General features: G+C 61.1%; 21 protein-coding genes. 8 read left to right on the top strand and 13 right to left on the bottom strand.

Annotation, left to right across the window (positions count from 1 at the left end; genetic code table 11):
• The first annotated feature begins 21 nt into the window (after positions 1-21).
• Entirely contained in the window at positions 22-270 is a 249-nt protein-coding gene (locus CRO23_RS11080; RefSeq protein ID WP_004930507.1) for a hypothetical protein, read from the top strand.
• A gap of 159 nt (positions 271-429) precedes the next feature.
• Here CRO23_RS11080 and CRO23_RS11075 read toward each other — a convergent pair whose 3' ends face one another.
• Both CRO23_RS11075 and CRO23_RS11070 read right to left on the bottom strand, forming a co-directional pair.
• Positions 430-2,064 (bottom strand): peptide ABC transporter substrate-binding protein, encoded by a 1,635-nt coding sequence (locus CRO23_RS11075; protein WP_176519321.1) that lies wholly within the window; start codon positions 2,062-2,064, stop codon positions 430-432.
• Between the two features lie 158 nt (positions 2,065-2,222).
• Entirely contained in the window at positions 2,223-2,573 is a 351-nt protein-coding gene (locus tag CRO23_RS11070) for a hypothetical protein (protein WP_015378006.1), read from the bottom strand.
• Between the two features lie 206 nt (positions 2,574-2,779).
• On the opposite strand from CRO23_RS11070, the gene mpaA reads away from it, so the two are divergent.
• The gene (mpaA, locus tag CRO23_RS11065; protein ID WP_028128339.1) at positions 2,780-3,487 is read left to right on the top strand and encodes a murein tripeptide amidase MpaA; all 708 of its coding nucleotides are present in this window, start codon (positions 2,780-2,782) and stop codon (positions 3,485-3,487) included.
• 3 nt (positions 3,488-3,490) lie between these two features.
• On the opposite strand, the gene ycjG is transcribed toward mpaA, so the two are convergent.
• Complete coding sequence (ycjG, locus tag CRO23_RS11060) at positions 3,491-4,465, bottom strand: L-Ala-D/L-Glu epimerase (RefSeq protein ID WP_033640164.1); 975 nt, start codon at positions 4,463-4,465, stop codon at positions 3,491-3,493.
• 225 nt (positions 4,466-4,690) lie between these two features.
• Between ycjG and tpx the strand changes: the two genes are divergently transcribed.
• Complete coding sequence (gene tpx, locus CRO23_RS11055; protein WP_016927561.1) at positions 4,691-5,194, top strand: thiol peroxidase; 504 nt, start codon at positions 4,691-4,693, stop codon at positions 5,192-5,194.
• A 57-nt stretch (positions 5,195-5,251) separates the two neighbouring features.
• On the opposite strand, the gene tyrR is transcribed toward tpx, so the two are convergent.
• The 7 genes from tyrR to pspA all read right to left on the bottom strand — a co-directional run bounded on the left by tyrR (position 5,252) and on the right by pspA (position 11,252).
• Positions 5,252-6,823, bottom strand: coding sequence for a transcriptional regulator TyrR (tyrR, locus tag CRO23_RS11050; protein WP_033634193.1), 1,572 nt, complete (start codon positions 6,821-6,823; stop codon positions 5,252-5,254).
• 313 nt (positions 6,824-7,136) lie between these two features.
• Entirely contained in the window at positions 7,137-8,198 is a 1,062-nt protein-coding gene (locus CRO23_RS11045; protein ID WP_004930545.1) for a YcjF family protein, read from the bottom strand.
• Positions 8,195-9,592, bottom strand: coding sequence for a YcjX family protein (locus CRO23_RS11040; RefSeq protein ID WP_016927559.1), 1,398 nt, complete (start codon positions 9,590-9,592; stop codon positions 8,195-8,197). Before CRO23_RS11040 ends, CRO23_RS11045 begins: the two co-directional genes overlap by 4 nt.
• Positions 9,573-9,839 carry a phage shock protein PspD gene (pspD, locus tag CRO23_RS11035; protein WP_031299672.1) on the bottom strand — a complete coding sequence of 89 codons (267 nt, stop codon included), beginning with the start codon at positions 9,837-9,839 and terminating at the stop codon, positions 9,573-9,575. Before pspD ends, CRO23_RS11040 begins: the two co-directional genes overlap by 20 nt.
• A 97-nt stretch (positions 9,840-9,936) precedes the next feature.
• The gene (pspC, locus tag CRO23_RS11030; RefSeq protein ID WP_015378011.1) at positions 9,937-10,296 is read right to left on the bottom strand and encodes an envelope stress response membrane protein PspC; all 360 of its coding nucleotides are present in this window, start codon (positions 10,294-10,296) and stop codon (positions 9,937-9,939) included.
• Positions 10,296-10,523: an envelope stress response membrane protein PspB gene (gene pspB / locus CRO23_RS11025; protein ID WP_004930553.1), complete on the bottom strand. Its 228-nt coding sequence runs from the start codon at positions 10,521-10,523 to the stop codon at positions 10,296-10,298. The genes pspC and pspB overlap by 1 nt, the downstream gene beginning before the upstream one ends.
• A gap of 63 nt (positions 10,524-10,586) precedes the next feature.
• A complete protein-coding gene (pspA, locus tag CRO23_RS11020; protein WP_004930555.1) occupies positions 10,587-11,252 on the bottom strand; it encodes a phage shock protein PspA in 666 nt (221 codons plus the stop codon).
• Between the two features lie 184 nt (positions 11,253-11,436).
• Here pspA and pspF point away from each other — a divergent pair, with 184 nt between their 5' ends.
• A complete protein-coding gene (gene pspF / locus CRO23_RS11015) occupies positions 11,437-12,444 on the top strand; it encodes a phage shock protein operon transcriptional activator (RefSeq protein WP_097101936.1) in 1,008 nt (335 codons plus the stop codon).
• Between the two features lie 193 nt (positions 12,445-12,637).
• Here pspF and zigA read toward each other — a convergent pair whose 3' ends face one another.
• Genes zigA through folE2 form a run of 3 tightly spaced genes read right to left on the bottom strand, consistent with a single transcriptional unit; the run spans position 12,638 to position 15,312 of the window.
• Complete coding sequence (gene zigA, locus CRO23_RS11005; protein ID WP_016927556.1) at positions 12,638-13,825, bottom strand: zinc metallochaperone GTPase ZigA; 1,188 nt, start codon at positions 13,823-13,825, stop codon at positions 12,638-12,640.
• A gap of 10 nt (positions 13,826-13,835) precedes the next feature.
• The gene (locus tag CRO23_RS11000; RefSeq protein ID WP_016927555.1) at positions 13,836-14,396 is read right to left on the bottom strand and encodes a carbonate dehydratase; all 561 of its coding nucleotides are present in this window, start codon (positions 14,394-14,396) and stop codon (positions 13,836-13,838) included.
• Entirely contained in the window at positions 14,386-15,312 is a 927-nt protein-coding gene (gene folE2 / locus CRO23_RS10995) for a GTP cyclohydrolase FolE2 (protein ID WP_097101934.1), read from the bottom strand. Before folE2 ends, CRO23_RS11000 begins: the two co-directional genes overlap by 11 nt.
• Before the next feature lie 204 nt (positions 15,313-15,516).
• Between folE2 and sapA the strand changes: the two genes are divergently transcribed.
• Genes sapA through sapD form a run of 4 tightly spaced genes read left to right on the top strand, consistent with a single transcriptional unit; the run spans position 15,517 to position 20,000 of the window.
• Positions 15,517-17,169 carry an ABC transporter substrate-binding protein SapA gene (gene sapA, locus CRO23_RS10990; protein WP_016927553.1) on the top strand — a complete coding sequence of 551 codons (1,653 nt, stop codon included), beginning with the start codon at positions 15,517-15,519 and terminating at the stop codon, positions 17,167-17,169.
• Positions 17,166-18,131, top strand: coding sequence for a putrescine export ABC transporter permease SapB (gene sapB / locus CRO23_RS10985; RefSeq protein WP_016927552.1), 966 nt, complete (start codon positions 17,166-17,168; stop codon positions 18,129-18,131). The genes sapA and sapB overlap by 4 nt, the downstream gene beginning before the upstream one ends.
• A complete protein-coding gene (gene sapC / locus CRO23_RS10980; protein WP_004930580.1) occupies positions 18,118-19,008 on the top strand; it encodes a putrescine export ABC transporter permease SapC in 891 nt (296 codons plus the stop codon). The genes sapB and sapC overlap by 14 nt, the downstream gene beginning before the upstream one ends.
• On the top strand, positions 19,008-20,000 hold the full coding sequence (gene sapD, locus CRO23_RS10975) for a putrescine export ABC transporter ATP-binding protein SapD (RefSeq protein ID WP_016927551.1): 993 nt from the start codon (positions 19,008-19,010) through the stop codon (positions 19,998-20,000). Before sapC ends, sapD begins: the two co-directional genes overlap by 1 nt.
• Position 20,001 lies beyond the last annotated feature (1 nt).

Here is a 20,001-nt window from a genome sequence, read left to right as displayed (position 1 = left end):
TCTCACTACGAGGAGGTAGTTATGTTACGCGACCATTTAAAAATAAACGCCAGCGATACGCTGGAAAAAATCAGCAATATCCATTTGCAAAACCAGGGCCAGGAAGAGATCAGTGAGTTCGTGGTGAAAAACGCCGCCGGCTTGCAGATTGGCAAGGTCTCCGTCCACGATCGTTTCAGCACTCGTCGCTCTTACCCCACCAGCTACCGCATCACCCAAACCGACATGAGTGGCCGTGTGGTGGTGGATGCCATGCGGGACTGTCTATAAGCGTAACCACTCGCTGAAATAGCGAAACAATAATGTGATGATGGCAACCCTGTTTATTATTAAACGGGGTTTATCGCGTGGAAAAATTAATTACCTTCGTTGTTGCAGCGTCGAGAAAATAAAGCCCCCGCATTAGACGGGGGCGATCAATAAATCGACTCAGTGTTTGATGATATACATCGTTTGACTATAGGCCACGTCTTCCGGATTGGTGATCGGGTAGCCTTTTACCCACGGTTTGATCAGGCGGCCATTGGTGTATTGGTAAATCGGCGCGATCGGCGCCTGATCGGCAATGATCTGTTCCATTTTGTTGTAATCGGCGGTCACCGCCGCCGGATTGGTTTCCCGCCCCGCCTGCGCCAGCAGCTTGTCGTAGTCCGCGTTCTTGAACTTGGCGATGTTGCCGCTGTGGGTGGAGGTCAGCAGCGACAGGAAGGTCGACGCCTCGTTATAGTCACCCACCCAGGAGGCGCGGATCACATCGAAATTGCCGGTGTTGCGGCTGTCGATATAGGTTTTCCACTCCTGATTCTGCAGCTTGACGTCAATACCGAGCTTTTTCTTCCACATCGAGGCCACGGCGATGGCGATCTTCTGGTGGCTTTCCGAGGTGTTATACAGCAGCGTCAGTTTCAGCGGGTTGTTCGGGCCGTAACCGGCCGCCTGCAGCAACGCCTTGGCCTGTGCATCCAACTCCGCCTGTGATTGCTGTTGCAGCAAGCTCGCTTCCGGTTTGAACCCGGCGGTCACATCCGGCGTGAAGTGATAGGCCGGTTTTTCGCCGGTGCCCAGCACTTTTTCCGCGATAATCTTGCGATCGATGGCGTAGGACAAAGCCTGGCGCACCCGCACGTCGTTGGTTGGCGCGCGCAGGGTGTTGAACGCGTAGTAATAGGTGCCCAGTTGATCCGGCGTGTGCACCTGCCCCGGAATGTCTTTCAGCAGCTTCTGATACATGTTTTTCGGGAAGGATTCGGTGATGTCGATGTCACCCGCCAGGTAACGCTTGGTGGCGTTAGATTCCTGGTTGATCGGCACGAAGGTCACTTTAGTCAGCACGGTACGCGCATGATCCCAGTAATGGTCGTTAGGCGTCAGCACCAGCTTCTCGTTCACCACCCGCTCCTGCAGCTTGAACGCGCCGTTGCCCACCAGATTGCCGACCTTGGTCCAATCATTGCCGTATTTTTCCACCACCGTCTTATTGACCGGGAACAGGCTGAAGTTGGCCGTCAGGCTGACGAAGTACGGCACCGGTTTGTCCAGCTGCACTTTAAGCGTGTAGTCGTCCGGCGCCGACACGCCTAAACGATCGGCCGGCAATTTGCCGCTGATGATCTGCTCGGCGTTCTGGATCCCCGCCAGCTGCGCGAACCAGGCGAACGGCGACAGGTTTTTCGGCTCTACCAGCCGCTGCCAGCTGTAAACGAAATCCTTCGCCGTGACAGGGTCACCGTTTGACCACCGCGCGTCTTTGCGCAGATGGAAGATATAAGTCTGGTTGTCGCTGGTCTGCCAACGCGTGGCGACGCCGGGGATCACTTTACCGCTGGCGTCCTGATTGACCAGCCCTTCGAACAAATCGCGCGCCAGCTGAGCCTCCGGCAAGCCTACCGCTTTGATCGGATCGAGCGAGGCCGGTTCGTCTTTAATGTGGCGCACGATTTCCTGTTTGGCCGCCAACGCGGTGCCCGGGGGAACCTGCGCCGCCATAGCGCTGCTCATACAGGCGCCGATCGCCGCCGCGCAAAGCGCCAAACGAAAACCCCGTTGCATTCTTCTTCCCGTCATTATGATTTTCCCCCGTTAACCATCTGAATTTTTTATCATATAGCACAAGATCCATCCGGCCTAGAGCCCGCGGTCGAGAAGTTGCAAAAAGTGCGATTCAGGCGATAAAAAACCCGTGCGGCGCAGGGCGGCACGGGCGGTGTTTGCAGCGGCGACCGTCAGTCGTACAGGTGGATGCTGTTGATGCGGTAGCTGAACTCTTCGCCCTCTTCTTCATCGAACACGGTGAAAAAACCTTTCTCGGCCAGCGGACGAGCCGAGATATCGGTTTTTTGCAGCTGGCGCGCGTCGGCGTCGTCATAACCGTAGTCGAGGTAGAAGGCATCTTTCTGGTAATCGATATGCAGGGTGAACGGATAGTTCGATTCGTCACCGCGCCCGTCGTCGTTTTTCACCACGCCGAACCATTCCCCCTGGCGGATCTGGTTTTCAGCGTCCACGCCGCACAGCAGCGTGATGGTGTCATTTTCATTTTCGCTATAGCTGGCGATGATTCTGGCTACTGGCATGTTAAATCCTCTTGCGGGTGATTGGCTTAGCACTGCCGTTAGTATAACAATAGCGTCAGGCCAGGTGCGGTTTAATTGGCGTTTTCACCGCAGCGGCCTCACAGATCGCGCAAACGCCGCACAATTGCGATGGGAAAGATGTCTCAAAGCGTAATACACTGAATAAAATGACAATGACTCTCGACCTTTCATCCAGGGACAACACCATGACCGAACATCGACCACGCAGTGAACGTGGCCAGTTGGCCATCGCAGGAGAGAACTACGGCAGCTCGCTGCTGGGCGCGCCGCTGCTCTATTTCCCGGCGGCGAACGGCGGCCCGCAGACCGGGCTGATCATCGCCGGCACCCACGGCGATGAGAGCGCCGCCATCGTGACCCTGTCCTGCGCGCTGCGCAGCATCGCCCCCGAGCAGTTGCGCCACCACGTGGTGCTGGCGGTCAACCCCGACGGCTGTCAGCTGGGGCTGCGCGCCAATGCCAACGGCGTCGATCTGAACCGCAACTTCCCGGCCGCCAACTGGCGCTCCGGCGACACCGTCTACCGTTGGAACAGCGCGGCGCCGGTGCGCGACGTCAAACTCTCCACCGGCGGGCGCCCCGGTTCCGAACCGGAAACCCAGGCGCTGTGTCACCTGATCCATCGCCTGAAGCCGCACTGGGTGGTGTCGTTCCACGAGCCGCTGGCCTGCATCGAAGATCCCGCCAGTTCGCGGCTCGGCGTTTGGCTGTCGCACAAGTTCGAGCTGCCGCTGGTGACCAGCGTCGGTTATGAAACGCCCGGCTCGTTCGGCAGCTGGTGCGCGGATCTGTCGCTGCCGTGCATCACCGCCGAATTCCCGCCGATCTCCGCCGATGCCGCCAGCGAGCGTTACATCGACGCGATGACCGAGCTGTTGACCTACCCGAATTAATCCCTACGGGGCGATATCGACGATCGCCCCGCATTCGAACGCCAGGCCCGGTTCGGCGTCCCGCGCCAGCCAGGTCGGGCCGTCCAGATCGACGAAGCGCGCCGCCGGCGCCAGCGGCAAGGCAGCGGATATCGCCCGCGACGTACACAACATGCAGCCGAGCATGATGGCGAACCCTTGTTCGCGCGCGGCCTGCGCCAGCGCCAACGCCTCGGTCAAGCCGCCGGTTTTGTCCAATTTGATGTTGACCATCTGATAGCGCTGCGCCAACTGCGGCAGATCGGCGCGGGTGTGGCAGCTTTCATCGGCGCAGATCGGCAGCGGATGAATAAAGTGCTCCAACGCGGCGTCGTCACCGGCCGGCAACGGTTGCTCCAGCATCGCCACGCCGAGATCGGCCAGCAGCTGGCAGCGCGCCGCCAGCCCTTCCGCCTGCCATGACTCATTGGCGTCGACGATCAGCGTCGTCTGCGGCACCGCGGCGCGGATCGCCACCAGCCGCTCGCTGATATAGTGATCGTCGAGTTTGATCTTCAGCAGTGTGGCGCCCTGCCGCTCCAGCTCGCGCGCGGCGAAGGCCATCGCTTCCGGCGTGCCAATGCTGACGGTCTGCGCCATGCGGATCTGCGCCGGCGCCGTCACGCCGCTGCGCTGCCACAGGCTCTGCCCGTGCAGCCTGCACTCCAGATCCCACAGCGCCGAATCCAGCGCGTTGCGGGCCGCGCCCGCCGGCATCTGCGTCAGCAACTGCTCGCGGGTGATGCCCCGCGCGATCGCCGGCGCCATCTCTGCCAGCTGCGCCATCACCGATTCCTCGCTCTCGCCGTAGCGCGGATACGGCGTGCATTCACCGGTGCCGCGCACGCCCTGCTGTTCGATTTCGACCACCACCACCCGGGCTTCGGTGCGGCTGCCGCGCGCAATCACGAAGGCGGTATGCAGCGGCCAGGCTTCCGGGTAAAAACGCATGTCTCTCATAACGGCTCCTGAGCGAAAACTGCGCATTCAGCCAGGCTGATGCGCCGGTGATGTTTTATAGAACAGTCTAATATATACAACTATTTAGCAAACTTTGATATCCAATCCGTCCCGGTTGTCATAAACTGGCGCCAGGGTGTGAACCTGATGTTAACTGCCGTTGTCGGCGCACCGTTTCATCAGGTTCATACCCTTTGTATAAACACCTGTAAAAGGAATCTAGCAATGACTCAGACAGTACATTTTCAAGGCAATCCGGTCGGCGTAGCGGGCAAGCTGCCACAGCAGGGCGAACAGGCCAAGGCCTTCTCGCTGGTTGCCAAAGACCTGTCAGACGTGGCGCTGAGCAGCTTCGCGGGTAAACGCAAAGTCCTGAACATCTTCCCAAGCATCGATACCGGCGTCTGCGCGACGTCGGTGCGTAAATTCAACCAGCTGGCCAGCGGCCTGGATAACACCGTGGTGCTGTGCATCTCCGCCGATCTCCCGTTCGCGCAGTCTCGTTTCTGCGGCGCGGAAGGCCTGAGCAACGTGGTCACCCTGTCCACCCTGCGCGGCGCCGAGTTCAAGCAGGCGTACGGCGTCGAAATCACCGAAGGCCCATTGGCGGGCCTGACCGCGCGCGCGGTCGTGGTGCTGGATGGCCAGGACAACGTACTGTACAGCGAGCTGGTGAACGAAATCACCACCGAGCCGGACTACGACGCGGCGCTGGCTGCGCTGAAATAACAAAGCCGGCGAACGCCGGCTTTGGAAACACGCTAAAGGCGCCGCAAGGCGCCTTTTTTATTCTTCGCCCTCAGCGCCGCCTTTGCGGCTGCTCAGGCCATACTCGCGCAGCTTGTTGGCGATGGCGGTATGGGAAACGCCCAGTCGCTTCGCCAGCTTGCGGGTGCTGGGATAGGTGCGATACAGGCGCGTCAGCACCGAGCGCTCGAAACGTTTGCTGATGTCGTCCAGCGAGCCGTCCAGCACCTCGTCGCCCAACGACATCTCCACCTCGAACTCCGGCAACACGATGTCCTGCGGCCGCAGCTCGTAGCCTTCGGTTTGCGTCAGCGCGCGGTAGATGGCGTTTTTCAGCTGACGCACGTTGCCCGGCCAGCCGTATTTGCTGAGGAAGCCGCCCAGATCGCTCGCCAGCTTGGGCCGCGCTACGCCCTGTTCATCGGCGAAGCGCGCCACGAACAGTTCGGTCAGCGGCATGATGTCCTGCGGACGTTCGCGCAGCGGCGGGATGGTGATGGTCAGCACGTTGAGGCGATAATAGAGGTCTTCGCGGAATTCGCCGCGCTGCACCAGCTCGGTGAGGTTTTTCTGGGTGGCGCAGATCACGCGCACGTCGACGTGCACCTCATGCTCCTCACCGACGCGACGGAACGTGCCGTCGTTGAGGAAACGCAGCAGTTTGGTCTGCATGCGCGGCGACATTTCGCCGATCTCATCCAGCAGCACCGAACCGCCGTTGGCCTGCTCGAAGAAGCCTTTCTTGCCTTCCAGCGCGTTGGGATAAGCGCCCGGCGCATGGCCGAACAGCTCGCTCTCCACCACGTCATCCGGCAGCGCGGCGCAGTTCAGCGCCAGGAACGGCTGTTTGCCGCGCGGGCTGCGTAAATGGCAGGCGCGGGCCAGAATATCCTTGCCGGTGCCGGTATCGCCGACGATCAGCAGCGGCGCATCGAGCATCGCCAGCTTGCGCGCCTGCTCCAGCACATGACGCATCTTGGCGCTCACCGCGACGATGTGGTCGAATTCGGTATCGTCGTTCACCGACAGATTTTGCAGTTGGCGGCCCATGCGCGCGGTGGACTTCAGCATCACCACCGCGCCAACCGCGGCCGGCTGCTGCTGTTGGTCTTCCAGATAAATCGGCGTGATGTCCATCAGGAAGTCCTGGCTGCGGATCACCACCCGCTCGGCGTGCGGCGCCGTATGCTCGCTCTCCAGCCAACGGCTGAAGTTATAGCCGCCGATCAGCGCCCCGGCGGTCTGGTTGCGGATCTTGTCTTCGCTCAGGCTGAACAGCGCCTGCGCCGCCGGGTTGGCCAGCTCGACCTTGCCTTTCATGTCGATCGAGAACACCGGTTCCGGCATCGACTCCAGCAGCGCACGCAGCGCGCGATGCTCGCGTTCGGAAGGCATAAAGCTGACGGTGCGCACGTCGGTTACGCCGGCGATGCGGCGGATCTCCGCCATCAACGCGCGGAAAGTATCGAAATCCAGCTGGGAGAAATTGAGGTAAATGCGGCCGATGGGATCGATTTCGATGCCACGTAAGTCAATGCTGCGCGATACCAAAAGATCGAGTAATTCTCGAGTGAGACCGAGGCGGTCTTCGCAAAATACTTCCAAACGCATCAGTGTTGGCCTTATCTCTGCAGGTGCGGGGATCGTTGACGATGATGATACTCCCTCGTACCGGGCGGTAGAAGCGATCTGTCAGCAAAAGTTGACAGAACTCTGATTTATTGCCGTGGTTGCTGATTTTAAACGCAAGCGGATAACAGCATCGGCGTCATTTTAGCCTACAAACAGAGAGTTATCACAACCAGAATTAATTTTGCAGAGATTTATCACGTAATCACAGGGGGATCGACTGTCGTCAAGTCTCGGTTACGTCCGGCGTCGGCGCCGTTGAGAAAACGGCGCTCCTGAGAGCGCCGTCGCGGGGTTATTTGGCCTTGCCGTCGCTCTTTTTCAGCGTATCTTTCAACTGGCCGATCAGCTGGCTGCGGAAATCGCCAAGCTTCGGTTTTTCCCCTTCCAGCCACGGCAGCGGGCGGCACAGTTCCATCGCCTTGATGCCCAACCGCGCGGTCAACAACCCGGCGCCAATGCCCTGCGCCGCGCGCGCCGACAGCCGCGCCGCCAGATCCTGCGACATCCAGTCCATGCCCACTTCGCGCACCAGTTCGGAGGCGCCGGCGAAGGCGATGTTGAGCAGCACCAGCCGGAACAGACGAATGCGGCTGAAGTAGCCCAACTCGATGCCGTACAGCGCGGCGATGCGGTTAATCAAACGGATGTTGCGCCAGGCAATAAACGCCATATCCACCAGCGCCAACGGGCTGACGGCGATCATCAGCGTCGACTCGGCGGCGGAGCGGCTGATTTCGCGCCGCGCCTGGTTGTCGAGCACCGGCTGCACCAGTTTGGCGTACAGCTCCACCACTTCACGATCGTTTTGCGTTTCATGCAGCGACGCCTGCCAGCGCTGCAGTGCCGGATGCCCCTGATCCAGACCGGCCTGGCGCGCCAGCTTCTCGCAGAATTCGCGCCCTTGCCCCAGCCCGTGGCTGTGCAACAGCTCGCGCGCCACGTCGCGCTCTTCCGCGCGCTGGCGCAGCCGATACAAACGCCGCCACTCGGTGACCACCGAACCGACGCCGGCGAACACGATCAGGCCGCCGGCCACGCCGCCGCCCATGGCGATCCAGTCCTGCTGCACCCAGGCGGTATGCACCCACTGCACGCCCTGCGCCACTACGCTGACGCCGAACAGCGCCAGGCCGGCGGTGACCATTTTGCGCCACAGGCTGCGTTTAGGTTTCAGCGCGGCGTTAATGATGCCTTCGGCGCGCCCTTCTTCCTCTTCCTGCTGCAGCTCCGGCGCCGCCGGAAAGAAGCTTTCCGCCTGTTCGGCATCGAAAGCGACGCCGGCGCGCAACGCCGGCTCCTGCGGCGGCTGCAGCGGCTCGTCAAAATCGATACGCGGTTTGATCGGCTCGCTCATCGCAATTTGTCTCCCAATAAAAACTCCATCACCGCATCCAGACGGATGTGCGGCAACGGGCTGTCCACGCTCATGGCGCGCGGACGAAACTCATCGAAGTGGAACCCCTGGCTCTGCCAGAACGCCGGCCCCGGCAGACGGGCGGGCACCTCGCCGGGGAACACCGTCAGCGGCGCGCCGTCGCTCAGGCGGTTGCCCTTCAGCGCCGGGATACGCTGCCCCTGATGATCGACGATGCCGCTCTCGGTCGCCTGCACCGAGGCCAGGCCGACGCAATCCATGCTGATGCCCTCGAACGCCGCGTTCTGCCACGCCTCTTGCACCAGCTGTTGCAGCAACGACACCAGATTGGCGTGCTGATCGGCGGTGATATGGTCCGCCTTGGTGGCGGCGAACATCAGTTTGTCGATGGTCGGCGAGAACAAGCGGCGAAACAGCGTGCGCTTGCCGTAATGGAAGCTCTGCATCAGCTGGGTCAGCGCCAGACGCATGTCGTTGAACGCCTGCGGGCCGCTGTTGAGCGGCTGCAGGCAGTCAACCAGCACGATTTGCCGATCGAAACGAACGAAGTGTTCTTTGTAGAAGTTTTTGACGATCGACTGGCAGTAATAGTTGAAGCGAGCGCGCAACATGCCGATGTTGGTGTGTTTGTCGGCCTGCGCCAGCTTCGATTCGCCGATAGTGGCCACGTCAGGCCACGGGAAAAACTGCAGCGCCGGCGCGCCGGCCATATCGCCCGGCAGCACGAAACGCCCCGGCTGAATGAAGTGCAGCCCTTCGCTTTTGCAGCGCAGCAGATAATCGGTGTAGGCCTGGGCGATCGCCGCCAGGCGGTTTTCGTCGACCGGCGCCAGCGGATCGCAGGCTTTGCACAGCTCAAGCCAGGGCTTGGCCCATTCGGCGCGTTCGCCCTGCAGCAGCCCGGTCATCTGGCGCGACCAGGCCAGGTAATCCTGCTCGAGCATCGGCAGATCAAGCAACCATTCACCGGGATAATCGACGATCTCCAGGTACAGCGTGGAGGTGTCTTTGAAGTGGCGCAGCAGCGAGTCGTTGGAACGGTAGCGCAACGCCAGCCGGATTTCGCTGACGCCGCGCGTCGGCGTCGGCCAGGCCGGCGGCGTGCCGTACAGCTGCGCCAGCCCTTCGTCATAGGTGAAACGCTGGATGCCGAGATCGCGCTGCGGGATGCGTTTAACGCCCAGCAGGCGCTCTTCGCGCACCGGTGAAAACAGCGGCATGCGCGCGCCGCTGTGCACATGCAGCAGTTGGTTAACGAAGGCGGTGATAAAGGCGGTTTTGCCGCTGCGGCTCAGGCCGGTCACCGCCAGGCGCAGATGGCGATCCATTCCGCGGTTGACCAGCGAGGTTAACTCATTTTGCAGTCGTTTCATTGCTCTCCTTGACGTAACGCCCGAATGCCTTGTTCAGACCTTTACGGAACAGCGGTTCCAACACCAGCGCCAGCACGAAGCGCACCGGTTTGCGGCCGACGGTCTTCAACAGCCAGCCGGCGGCGCCCGCCGGGCCATAGTTCAATAACGCTATGATGATGACTTTAGCCAATGTCTTCAACATTGCCGCCGCTCCTCGTTTAAATCCACCCGTTCTGGCGGTGTTCGCGACATCGATTTTATTCATGACAATGCCCTCCGGCACAAGACGATTAAGATGACCCTCAACGGGATAACGGCGGCGAAGATGCCCGGCCTGCGCAGGCCGGGCATCGCAAGAAGGGTTATAGCTTGCGGAAACGGCTCTGTACGCCGAAGGTGTCGGACGTCACGTAACGCTCGACCTGACGCAATTGCTGTTCGCCGCTGCCCAGCTCATATTCCAGCTGATCGAGCAGCTGGCGCGGCGTTTTCTGATGCTCGCCCTCGAAACGGCTGGCCGGCGCTTCGTCCAACACGAAGACCAGCGCGATATAGGCCACCAGCGTGAAGAAGAACAGCCCAAAGAACAGCGACAGCACCACCATCACGCGGATCAGGCGCACCGGCACGTCGAAATAATGGGCCAAACCGGCGCAGACGCCTTTCACCATGCCTTCTTCGGGTACGCGATAAAGCTTTTTACTGCCCAGCGTATTGCTCATCAGGACTGTCTCCAGTTCGGGTGTTCCGCATCGAGGATCTCTTCCAGCGCCTGAATGCGTTCACGCATGCGTTTGGCGTCTTCCGCCAGCTGCGCCAGGCGCTGCATTTCTTGCTGACTCAGCTGGATGCCGGTCTGTTGCCGATTGCTGTAATGCAGCCAAAGCCAAATCGGCGCGACAAACAGCACGAAAATTGTCAGCGGAATGGCAAGTAATAAAGCACTCATTGTTATTCCTTCTTATCGGGTCCTGGATTGGCGGCCACCTCCGGCGTGTGGCCGCGGTTCGCCTTACTCTGAGCGGTTCATCTTGGCTTTCAGCGCCGCCAGCTGCTCACTGATGGCGTCGTCGGCTTTCAGCTCGGCAAACTCTTGGTCCAGCGACTTCTTTTTACCGATGCTGATGCTTTCCGCTTCGGCTTCCATGTGGTCGATGCGGCGCTCGAACTGTTCGAAACGCGCCATCGCCTCATCCAGCTTGCCGCTGTCGAGCTGACGGCGCACTTCACGGGAAGAAGACGCGGCCTGATGACGCAGCGCCAGCGCCTGCTGCCGCGCGCGGGTTTCGGTCAGCTTGTTTTCCAGCTCGCCGATTTCGCTCTTCATGCGCGCCAGCGTTTCTTCTACGGTCGCCACTTCCTGCGTCAACGTGGCGATCAGATCGGCCACCTTTTGTTTTTCGATCAGCGCCGCGCGGGCCAAGTCTTCTTTATCCTTACGCAGCGCCAGTTCGGCTTTTTCCTGCCAGTCACTTACCTGGCTTTCACCCTGCTCGATGCGGCGCAGCAGCTGTTTCTTTTCCGCCAGCGCGCGCGCCGATGTAGAGCGCACTTCAACCAGCGTGTCTTCCATCTCTTGGATCATTAACCGCACCAGCTTCTGCGGATCTTCCGCCTTGTCCAGCAGGGTGTTGATGTTGGCGTTCACGATGTCGGCAAAACGAGAAAAAATACCCATAATTCACTTCCTCTTGGTTCTGATGGCGTCTGAAGCGCCGCGTTAAGTCGTACAGCTTGCCCAAAGATATAATCAAAACCCGTGCCAACTTTTATATCATTGAAAAACAACAATTCTTTATTTTTGACTCTCCGAGCGCTTGCTGTAGAGTGATTATTTTCACCAAACATTGGCGAATTTCATCATGAACGAACAGCCAGAGAATTTGTTGGGCGAAGCAAACGCCTTCGTCGACGTATTGGAGCAAGTCTCCCAGGTGGCAAAGCTGAACAAACCGGTGCTGGTGATCGGCGAGCGCGGCACCGGCAAGGAGCTGATCGCCCACCGCCTGCACTACCTCTCCAACCGGTGGCAAGGGCCGTTCATCTCGCTCAACTGCGCGGCGCTGAACGAAAATCTGCTGGACTCCGAGCTGTTCGGCCACGAGGCCGGCGCCTTTACCGGCGCGCAGAAACGTCATCTGGGCCGCTTCGAGCGCGCCGACGGCGGCACGCTGTTCCTCGATGAGCTGGCGACCGCGCCGATGCTGGTGCAGGAGAAATTGCTGCGGGTGATCGAATACGGTCAGCTGGAACGCGTGGGCGGCAGCCAGCCGCTGCGGGTGGATGTGCGGTTGGTGTGCGCCACCAACGACGATCTGCCGGCGCTGGCGGCGGCGGGCAAGTTTCGCGCCGATCTGCTGGATCGGCTGGCGTTCGACGTGGTGCAGCTGCCGCCGCTGCGCCAACGCCGGCCCGATATCATGTTGCTGGCCGAGCACTTCGCCATTCAAATGTGCCGCGAGCTGGGGCTGCCGCTGTTTACCGGCTTTACCGAACGCGCCAGGCAGACGTTGCTCGAATATGGCTGGCCGGGCAACGTGCGCGAACTGAAAAACGTGGTGGAACGTTCGGTCTATCGTCACGGCGACAGCGACAGCCCGCTGGATGAGATCGTCATCAACCCGTTTGCGCCGCGCGAGGCCACGCCGGTCGCGCCCATTCCTGAAGACGCCGCCGCGTTGCCGCCGCTGCCGTTGGATTTGAAACACTGGCAGCTCGAGCAGGAGAAGGCGCTTCTCGAAGCGGCGCTGCAGCAAGGCCGGTTCAATCAGCGCAAGGCGGCGCAGCTGCTGGGGCTCACCTACCATCAGCTACGCGGCATGCTGAAAAAACATGCGCTGCTGCAAAACGGCGAAGCGGACGAGGAATAGCGGGCAAAAAAAAAGCCAGCACCCGAGCTGGCTTAAAAAACACTGGAAGCAATGTGAGCAATGTCGTGCCTTCCACATCAGAGCCGCAAACCGCGGCCTTCCGTGAACTGCCAGGCGATGATAATAGTTATCAGTATCGTCTGTAAAGCACTTTGTTGAGAATTTTTCTCATTACCACACGAAGATTGCGCAATTACCACTCAGGGAACGGGTCCGCCATATCCAGCCAATAGTCCACGCCGGCGGCCATTTCATCGTCGCTCAGCAGGCAGTCATCCAGCAAACGCACGATCGCCGCCTGTTGCAAGTGCTGGCCGATAAACACCAACTCCTGCCGCATGTCGCCGAACGGCTCCACCCATTTCTCCTGAATATGTGCCCGCGTTTCCGGATCCTGCGGCCAATTATCTTGCGGGATAGCGCGCCAAAAGGTGCCCGCCAGGCCGTAATGGGCGATGCCGCCGGCCTGGCTCCACTGCCCGGCCTGTCGCGGACGCGTCGCCAGCCAGAAGAAGCCTTTCGAACGCAGCAGCTTGCCGCCGCCCCAGTCGCCGTTGATCACACGGTAGAACTTGTCCGGCGCAAACGGCCGCCGCGCTTGATAGACAAAGCTGCTGATGCCGTAGCTTTCCGTTTCCGGCACGTGTTCGCCGCGCAGCTCTTTCAGCCAGCCGGGCGCCTGCTGCGCCTTTTCAAAGCTGAAGCTGCCGGTATTCAGCACCGCCTCCAGCGGCAGTTTGCCCGGCGCGATCGGCACAATGCGGGCGTCGGGATTCAGGCTGGCCAGCAGCGCCATCACTTCGCCCTGCTGCGTTGGCGTCAACAGATCGGTCTTGCTGACCAGGATCACGTCGCAAAATTCAATTTGCTCGATCAACAGGTCCGCCACGCTGCGCAGATCGTCCTCGCCCAGGCTTTGGCCGGCCTCCTGCAGGCTTTGCGCCTGTTGGTATTGCTGAATGAAATTCACCCCGTCGACCACCGTCACCAGCGTATCCAGCCGGGCGAATTGGGACAGGCTTTCGCCCGCTTCATCCTCAAAGGTAAAGGTTTCCGCCACCGGCAGCGGCTCCGAGATGCCGCTCGATTCGATCAACAGGTAATCGAAACGCCCCTCCTGCGCCAGTTCGCGCACCGACACCAGCAGATCTTCGCGCAGCGTGCAGCAGATGCATCCGTTGCTCATCTCCACCAGCTTCTCTTCCTGGCGATCGAGATGCACTTCATTCTCTACCAGAGCGGCGTCAATGTTCACTTCGCTCATGTCGTTGACAATCACCGCCACGCGCATGCCCTGCCGGTTGTTCAGGATATGGTTCAGCACCGTGGTCTTGCCGGCGCCGAGAAAGCCGGAAAGCACGGTCACGGGAAGTTGTTTCATGGAAACCTCATTAAAATTCATTGCGTAATGCCTGATAACCGCGCACCAGTTCGACGTTGGTGGCGGCCACTTCTTCCGAAAACTGCAGCGCGCCGCGATCGACCTGGCGATAACGCGACAAATCGCTGTCCGGCCCCACGCGCTCGGTCGAGGGGATATAGCGGTTTTCCGGCAGCGTCACGCCGTCCACCACCGCGTTGTAGCGCACCACGCAGCCGGACTGAACGTGGCAGTTGAACAGCACGCTGTTGAAACCGATAAACACCCGATCGTCGATGCGACACGGGCCGTGCACGATGGCGCGGTGGGCGATCGAGCTGTAACGGCCGATGGTGACCGCCGCCCCGCTCTTGGAATGGATCACCACGCCGTCCTGAATATTGGAGTGCGAGCCGATGACGATCGGCTCCATGTCGCCGGTTGCGTTCAACTCGTCGGCGCGGATCACCGCATACGGGCCGACGTAGACGAAATCTTCGACGATCACCCGGCCGCAAATAATGGCGGTGGGATCGATGTAGGCCAGCGGCGAAACCTGCGGCAGATGGCCGCTGGGATTTTTACGCAGCATGGTGTTCTCCCCGCCAGCTCAGCTCCGCCACCGCATTGTGGGCATGCAAACTCTCCTGATGCTCGACGCGCAGCGAGAAGGCGCGGTAGTCGCACTGGCTGCGCAGCATGCGATACAGACGCCGCGCCGCGTCCTCGCAAAACATCAGGTTCTGACCGTTGGCCAGCGCGAAGGCCTGCTCGTCGCGGCGTTTCACCAGCGTTTGCACCGGCGTGCCCAATGCGTGTTCGATGCGGTCAATCAGTTTCACCGGTTCGAACGCCCTTTCATTCTCGGGCGTTACGGTGATCCAGGCCCAGCTGCGCTGGCTGTGGGGGGTGGCCGGCATCCCTTGATCCAGCAGCCACTCGCTCACCTGCCGCTGGCTGACGCGCTCCGCCGCCTGTTCAAAATCAAACTGAAACTGTTGCTGCGCCAGCTGGCGGCTGAGCGCCGCCGAACTCGGGCAGGTGGAGGAGTAAGGCACGCCGACGGTCAGCGCCAGCGTCAGCGTGCCTGCCAGGGTGGCCTCGATGCGCAGCGGATAAGCTTTCCAACCGCGCTGCGGCGACAGCAGCGCCGGGCGCGACAGCAACAGCTCGCCGCTGAGCGTCAGGCTGGCGCGATCGCTGTGTTCCGGCTGCGAATCCAGAAAACCCTGCAGCGTCCGACCGATGCGCTGCGGCGTCAGCTCTCCCTGCGTCAATTCGTCCAGCGCCAGATACAGCCGCGACATGTGAATGCCGCGTTCCCCCGCCGCCTCGGCGCGCAGGTTGATACCGGCGTCGACCTTCGCCATCAATGGCTTGCCGGCCAGCTCCAGCGGCAGCGCGATCCCTTGCATCCCGACCCAATCGAGCCCGACATCACTCATTTCGCCGCGCCCTGCCTGAGCGTCCGGCAGCGAACGGCGTGGTGGAAGTGCAACTTCGTTCATACATCCCCTTGCGTTGTTGTGACTTTGCCGGGGAACGGTAACATGTTTTTGTTATATTATAACATAACATAAAAAACTTTTTTATTGCCGCTGAACGGCCTGATTAATCAAGTCGCAGAAAACTCAGCGATTTTGCTCAATGGATTGGGCTGCCGGTCAGAGTGCGATACACTAACGCTATTGCTGATTAACCCATGAGCCTCTATGCGTGGTTTACCCTTTTGGATACTGTCGTTGTGCCTGACGGGCTCTGCCCTGGCCGCGACAACACCGCCCGCGCCCGCCGCCGCGGCGCCGCTGCCGGACATTCGCCAGAGCGGCTTTGTCTATTGCGTCAGCGGCATACTGAATACCTTCAACCCGCAAATGGCCAGCAGTGGCCTGACGGTGGATACCCTGGCCGCCCAGCTGTACGATCGCCTGCTGGACGTCGATCCCTACACCTATCGCCTGATCCCCGAGCTGGCGCAAAGCTGGGAAGTGCTGGATAACGGCGCTACCTACCGCTTCCATTTGCGCAAGGACGTGCCGTTCCAGACCACCGCCTGGTTCACGCCCACCCGCAAGATGAATGCCGACGACGTGGTGTTCAGCTTTGCCCGCGTATTCGATCAGAAACATCCGTATCACGACGTCAACGGCGGCGAATACCCCTATTTCGACAGCCTGCAGTTCGGCGATTCGGTGCAGAGCGTGAGAAAGCTCGACGACTACACGGTGGAAATTCGCCTGCAGTCGCCCGATGCCTCGTTCCTGTGGCACCTGGCGACTCATTATGCGCCGGTGTTGTCCGCCGAATACGCCGACACGCTGACGCGGGAAGGCCATCAGGAGCTGATCGATCGCGAGCCGGTCGGCAGCGGCCCATTCCTGCTCAACGAATACCGCTCGGGGCAATATATTCGGCTGGCGCGCAACGCCGCCTACTGGAAAGGCCTGCCGCGCATGCCGCAGGTGGTGATCGATCTGGGCGCCGGCGGCACCGGCCGCCTCTCCAAGCTGCTGACCGGCGAGTGCGACGTGCTGGCCTATCCAGCGGCCAGCCAGCTGTCTATCCTGCGCGACGATCCGCGCCTGCGCCTGACGCTGCGCCCAGGGATGAACATCGCCTACCTGGCGTTCAACACCCGCAAACCGCCGCTCGACAATCTCAACGTGCGCCAGGCGATCTCGCTGGCGATCAACAACCAGCGGTTGATGCAGTCGATCTATTACGGCACGGCGGAAACCGCCGCCTCGATCCTGCCGCGCGCCTCCTGGGCCTACGACAACGATGCGCACGTCACCGAATACGATCCGGCCAAATCGCGCGAGATGCTGCGGCAGGCCGGCGTCAGCCAGCTGAACCTGAAGCTGTGGGTGCCGACCGCCTCGCAGTCTTACAACCCGAGCCCGCTGAAAACCGCCGAACTGATCCAGGCCGATCTCGGCCAGGTGGGCATCAACGTCACCATCGTGCCGGTGGAGGGCCGTTTCCAGGAAGCGCGCCTGATGGAGATGAACCACGATCTGACCCTGACCGGCTGGGCCACCGACAGCAACGATCCGGACAGCTTCTTCCGGCCGCTGCTGAGCTGCGCGGCAATCCGTTCGCAAACCAACTATGCTCACTGGTGTGATCCGGGCTTTGACGAAGTGCTGCAGAACGCGCTGCTGTCGCAGCAGCTGTCTCAGCGCATCGACAACTACCGCAAGGCGCAGAAGATCCTCGAGCAGCAATTGCCGGTGCTGCCGTTGGCGTCTTCTCTGCGCCTGCAGGCCTATCGTTACGACATCAAGGGATTGGTGCTGAGCCCGTTCGGCAACGCCTCGTTCGCCGGGGTGTACCGTGAATCCGCGCCGGAGGTGAAAAAGTGATTATCTTTACCCTGCGCCGCATTCTGCTGCTGCTGATCACGCTGTTCTTCCTGACGCTGGTCAGTTTCAGCCTGAGCTATTTCACGCCGCGCGCGCCGCTGAACGGCGCCGCCCTGCTGGACGCCTATCAGTTCTACTTCGTCAGCCTGCTGCACTGGGACTTCGGCGTCTCCAGCATCAACGGCCAAGCGATCAGCGAACAGCTGCGCGAAGTGTTCCCGGCTACCATGGAACTGTGCCTGCTGGCCTTCGCTATGGCGCTGTTCATCGGCATTCCGCTGGGCATCATCGCCGGCGTGCTGCGCGGCAAGTGGCAGGACACCGCCATCAGCACCTTCGCGCTGCTGGGCTTCTCGATGCCGGTGTTTTGGCTGGCGCTGCTGCTGATGCTGTTCTTCTCGCTGCACCTGGGCTGGCTGCCAGTATCCGGCCGTTTCGACCTGCTGTATCAGGTGAAGCCCATCACCGGTTTCGCGCTGATCGACGCCTGGCTGTCGGATTCGCCGTACCGCGCCGAGATGATCGGCAGCGCCCTGCGCCACATGATCCTGCCGATCGCCGCGCTGGCGGTGGCGCCCACCACCGAAGTGGTGCGCCTGATGCGCATCAGCACCGACGACGTGCTGAGCCAAAACTACATCAAGGCCGCCGCCACCCGCGGCCTGTCGCGCTTCACCATCATCCGCCGCCACGTGTTGCACAATGCGCTGCCGCCGATCGTGCCCAAGCTGGGGCTGCAGTTCTCCACCATGCTCACGCTGGCGATGATCACCGAAGTGGTGTTCAGCTGGCCGGGCCTCGGCCGGTGGCTGATCAACGCCATTCGCCAGCAGGACTATGCGGCGATCTCCGCCGGCGTCATGGTGGTCGGCACGCTGGTGATCACCATTAACGTTCTGGCCGACATTCTGGGTGCGGCAACCAACCCGCTGAAACATAAGGAATGGTATGCCCTTCGATAACGTATACCGCGAGAAAAAGATGCCGAGCCCGTTGCGCTACACCTGGCGGATTTTCTACGGCGACGCGCTGGCGATGATCGGTTTTTACGGCGTGATCGCCCTGCTGCTGCTGTCGCTGTTCGGTAGCCTGCTGGCGCCCTACGCGCTGGATCAGCAGTTCCTCGGTTATCAGCTGCTGCCGCCGTCCTGGTCGCGCTACGGCAACGTGTCGTTCTTCCTCGGCACCGACGATCTCGGGCGCGACATCCTCAGCCGCCTGTTGACCGGCACCGCCGCCACCTTCGGTTCCGCGCTGGCGGTGACGCTGGCCGCGGCGTTCTGCGGGGTGATCCTCGGCGTGTTCGCCGGCGTCACCCACGGGCTGCGCTCAGCGGTGCTTAACCACATTCTCGACACTCTGCTGTCTATTCCGTCGTTACTGCTGGCGATCGTGGTGGTGGCGTTTATCGGGCCCAAACTCGAACACGCCATGCTGGCGGTGTGGCTGGCTCTGCTGCCGCGCATGGTGCGCACCATCTACAGCGCGGTGCACGATGAGTTGGAGAAAGAGTACGTGGTGGCGGCGCGCCTTGACGGCGCTTCCACGCTGCAGATCCTGTGGTATGCAGTCATGCCGAACATCGCGGCAGTGCTGGTGACCGAGTTCACCCGCGCGCTGTCGATGGCTATTTTGGATATCGCCGCGCTTGGCTTCCTCGATCTCGGCGCGCAGTTGCCTTCGCCGGAATGGGGAGCGATGCTCGGCGATTCGCTCGAGCTGGTGTACGTCGCGCCCTGGACGGTGATGCTGCCCGGCGCGGCCATCCTCGTCAGCGTGCTGCTGGTTAACCTGTTGGGCGACGGTATGCGCCGCGCAATCAATGCCGGGGTGGAATAATGCCGTTACTCGATATCCGCAATCTGACGATTGAATTTATGACCGCCGAAGGGCCGGTCAAGGCGGTCGATCGCGTCAGCATGACGCTGACCGAGGGCGAGGTGCGCGGCCTGGTGGGCGAATCGGGCTCCGGCAAGAGCCTGATCGCCAAGGCCATCTGCGGCGTGACCAAAGACAACTGGCGCGTCACCGCCGATCGTTTCCGCTTCGACGACATCGATCTGCTGCAGCTGAGCCCGCGCGAGCGGCGCAAGCTGGTGGGCCACAACGTCTCAATGATCTTCCAGGAGCCGCAGTCCTGTCTCGACCCTTCCGAGAGCATCGGCCGTCAGCTGGCGCAGGCCATCCCGGGCTGGACCTACAAGGGCCACTGGTGGCAGCGCTTCAACTGGCGCAAACGCCGCGCCATCGAGTTGCTGCACCGCGTCGGCATCAAGGATCACGACGACATCATGGGCAGCTTCCCCTACGAGCTGACGGAAGGCGAGTGCCAGAAAGTGATGATCGCCATCGCGCTGGCCAACCAACCGCGCCTGCTGATCGCCGATGAACCGACCAACGCCATGGAACCGACCACGCAGGCGCAGATTTTCCGCCTGTTGGCGCGTCTCAACCAGAACAACAACACCACCATTCTGCTGATCAGTCACGACCTGCAGATGATGAGCAAGTGGGCCGACCGGGTGAACGTCTTGTACTGCGGGCAAACGGTGGAAAGCGCCCAGTGCGAAGAACTGCTGGCGGCGCCGCACCACCCTTACACCCAGGCGCTGATCCGCGCCATGCCGGACTTCGGCCGCTCGCTGCCGCACAAGAGCCGTTTAAACACGCTGCCGGGCGCCATTCCTTCGCTGGAACACCTGCCGATCGGCTGCCGCCTGGGGCCGCGCTGCCCTTACGCACAGAAGAAGTGCATCGAAACGCCGCGCCTGCGCCCGGTCAAAAACCACTTCTTCGCGTGCCACTTCCCGCTGAACATGGAGGAGCAATAAC

It is taken from the genome of Serratia sp. JKS296, assembly GCF_900215445.1.
GTDB lineage: Bacteria > Pseudomonadota > Gammaproteobacteria > Enterobacterales > Enterobacteriaceae > Serratia > Serratia marcescens.
This window is presented reverse-complemented; position numbering and strand designations above follow the sequence as displayed.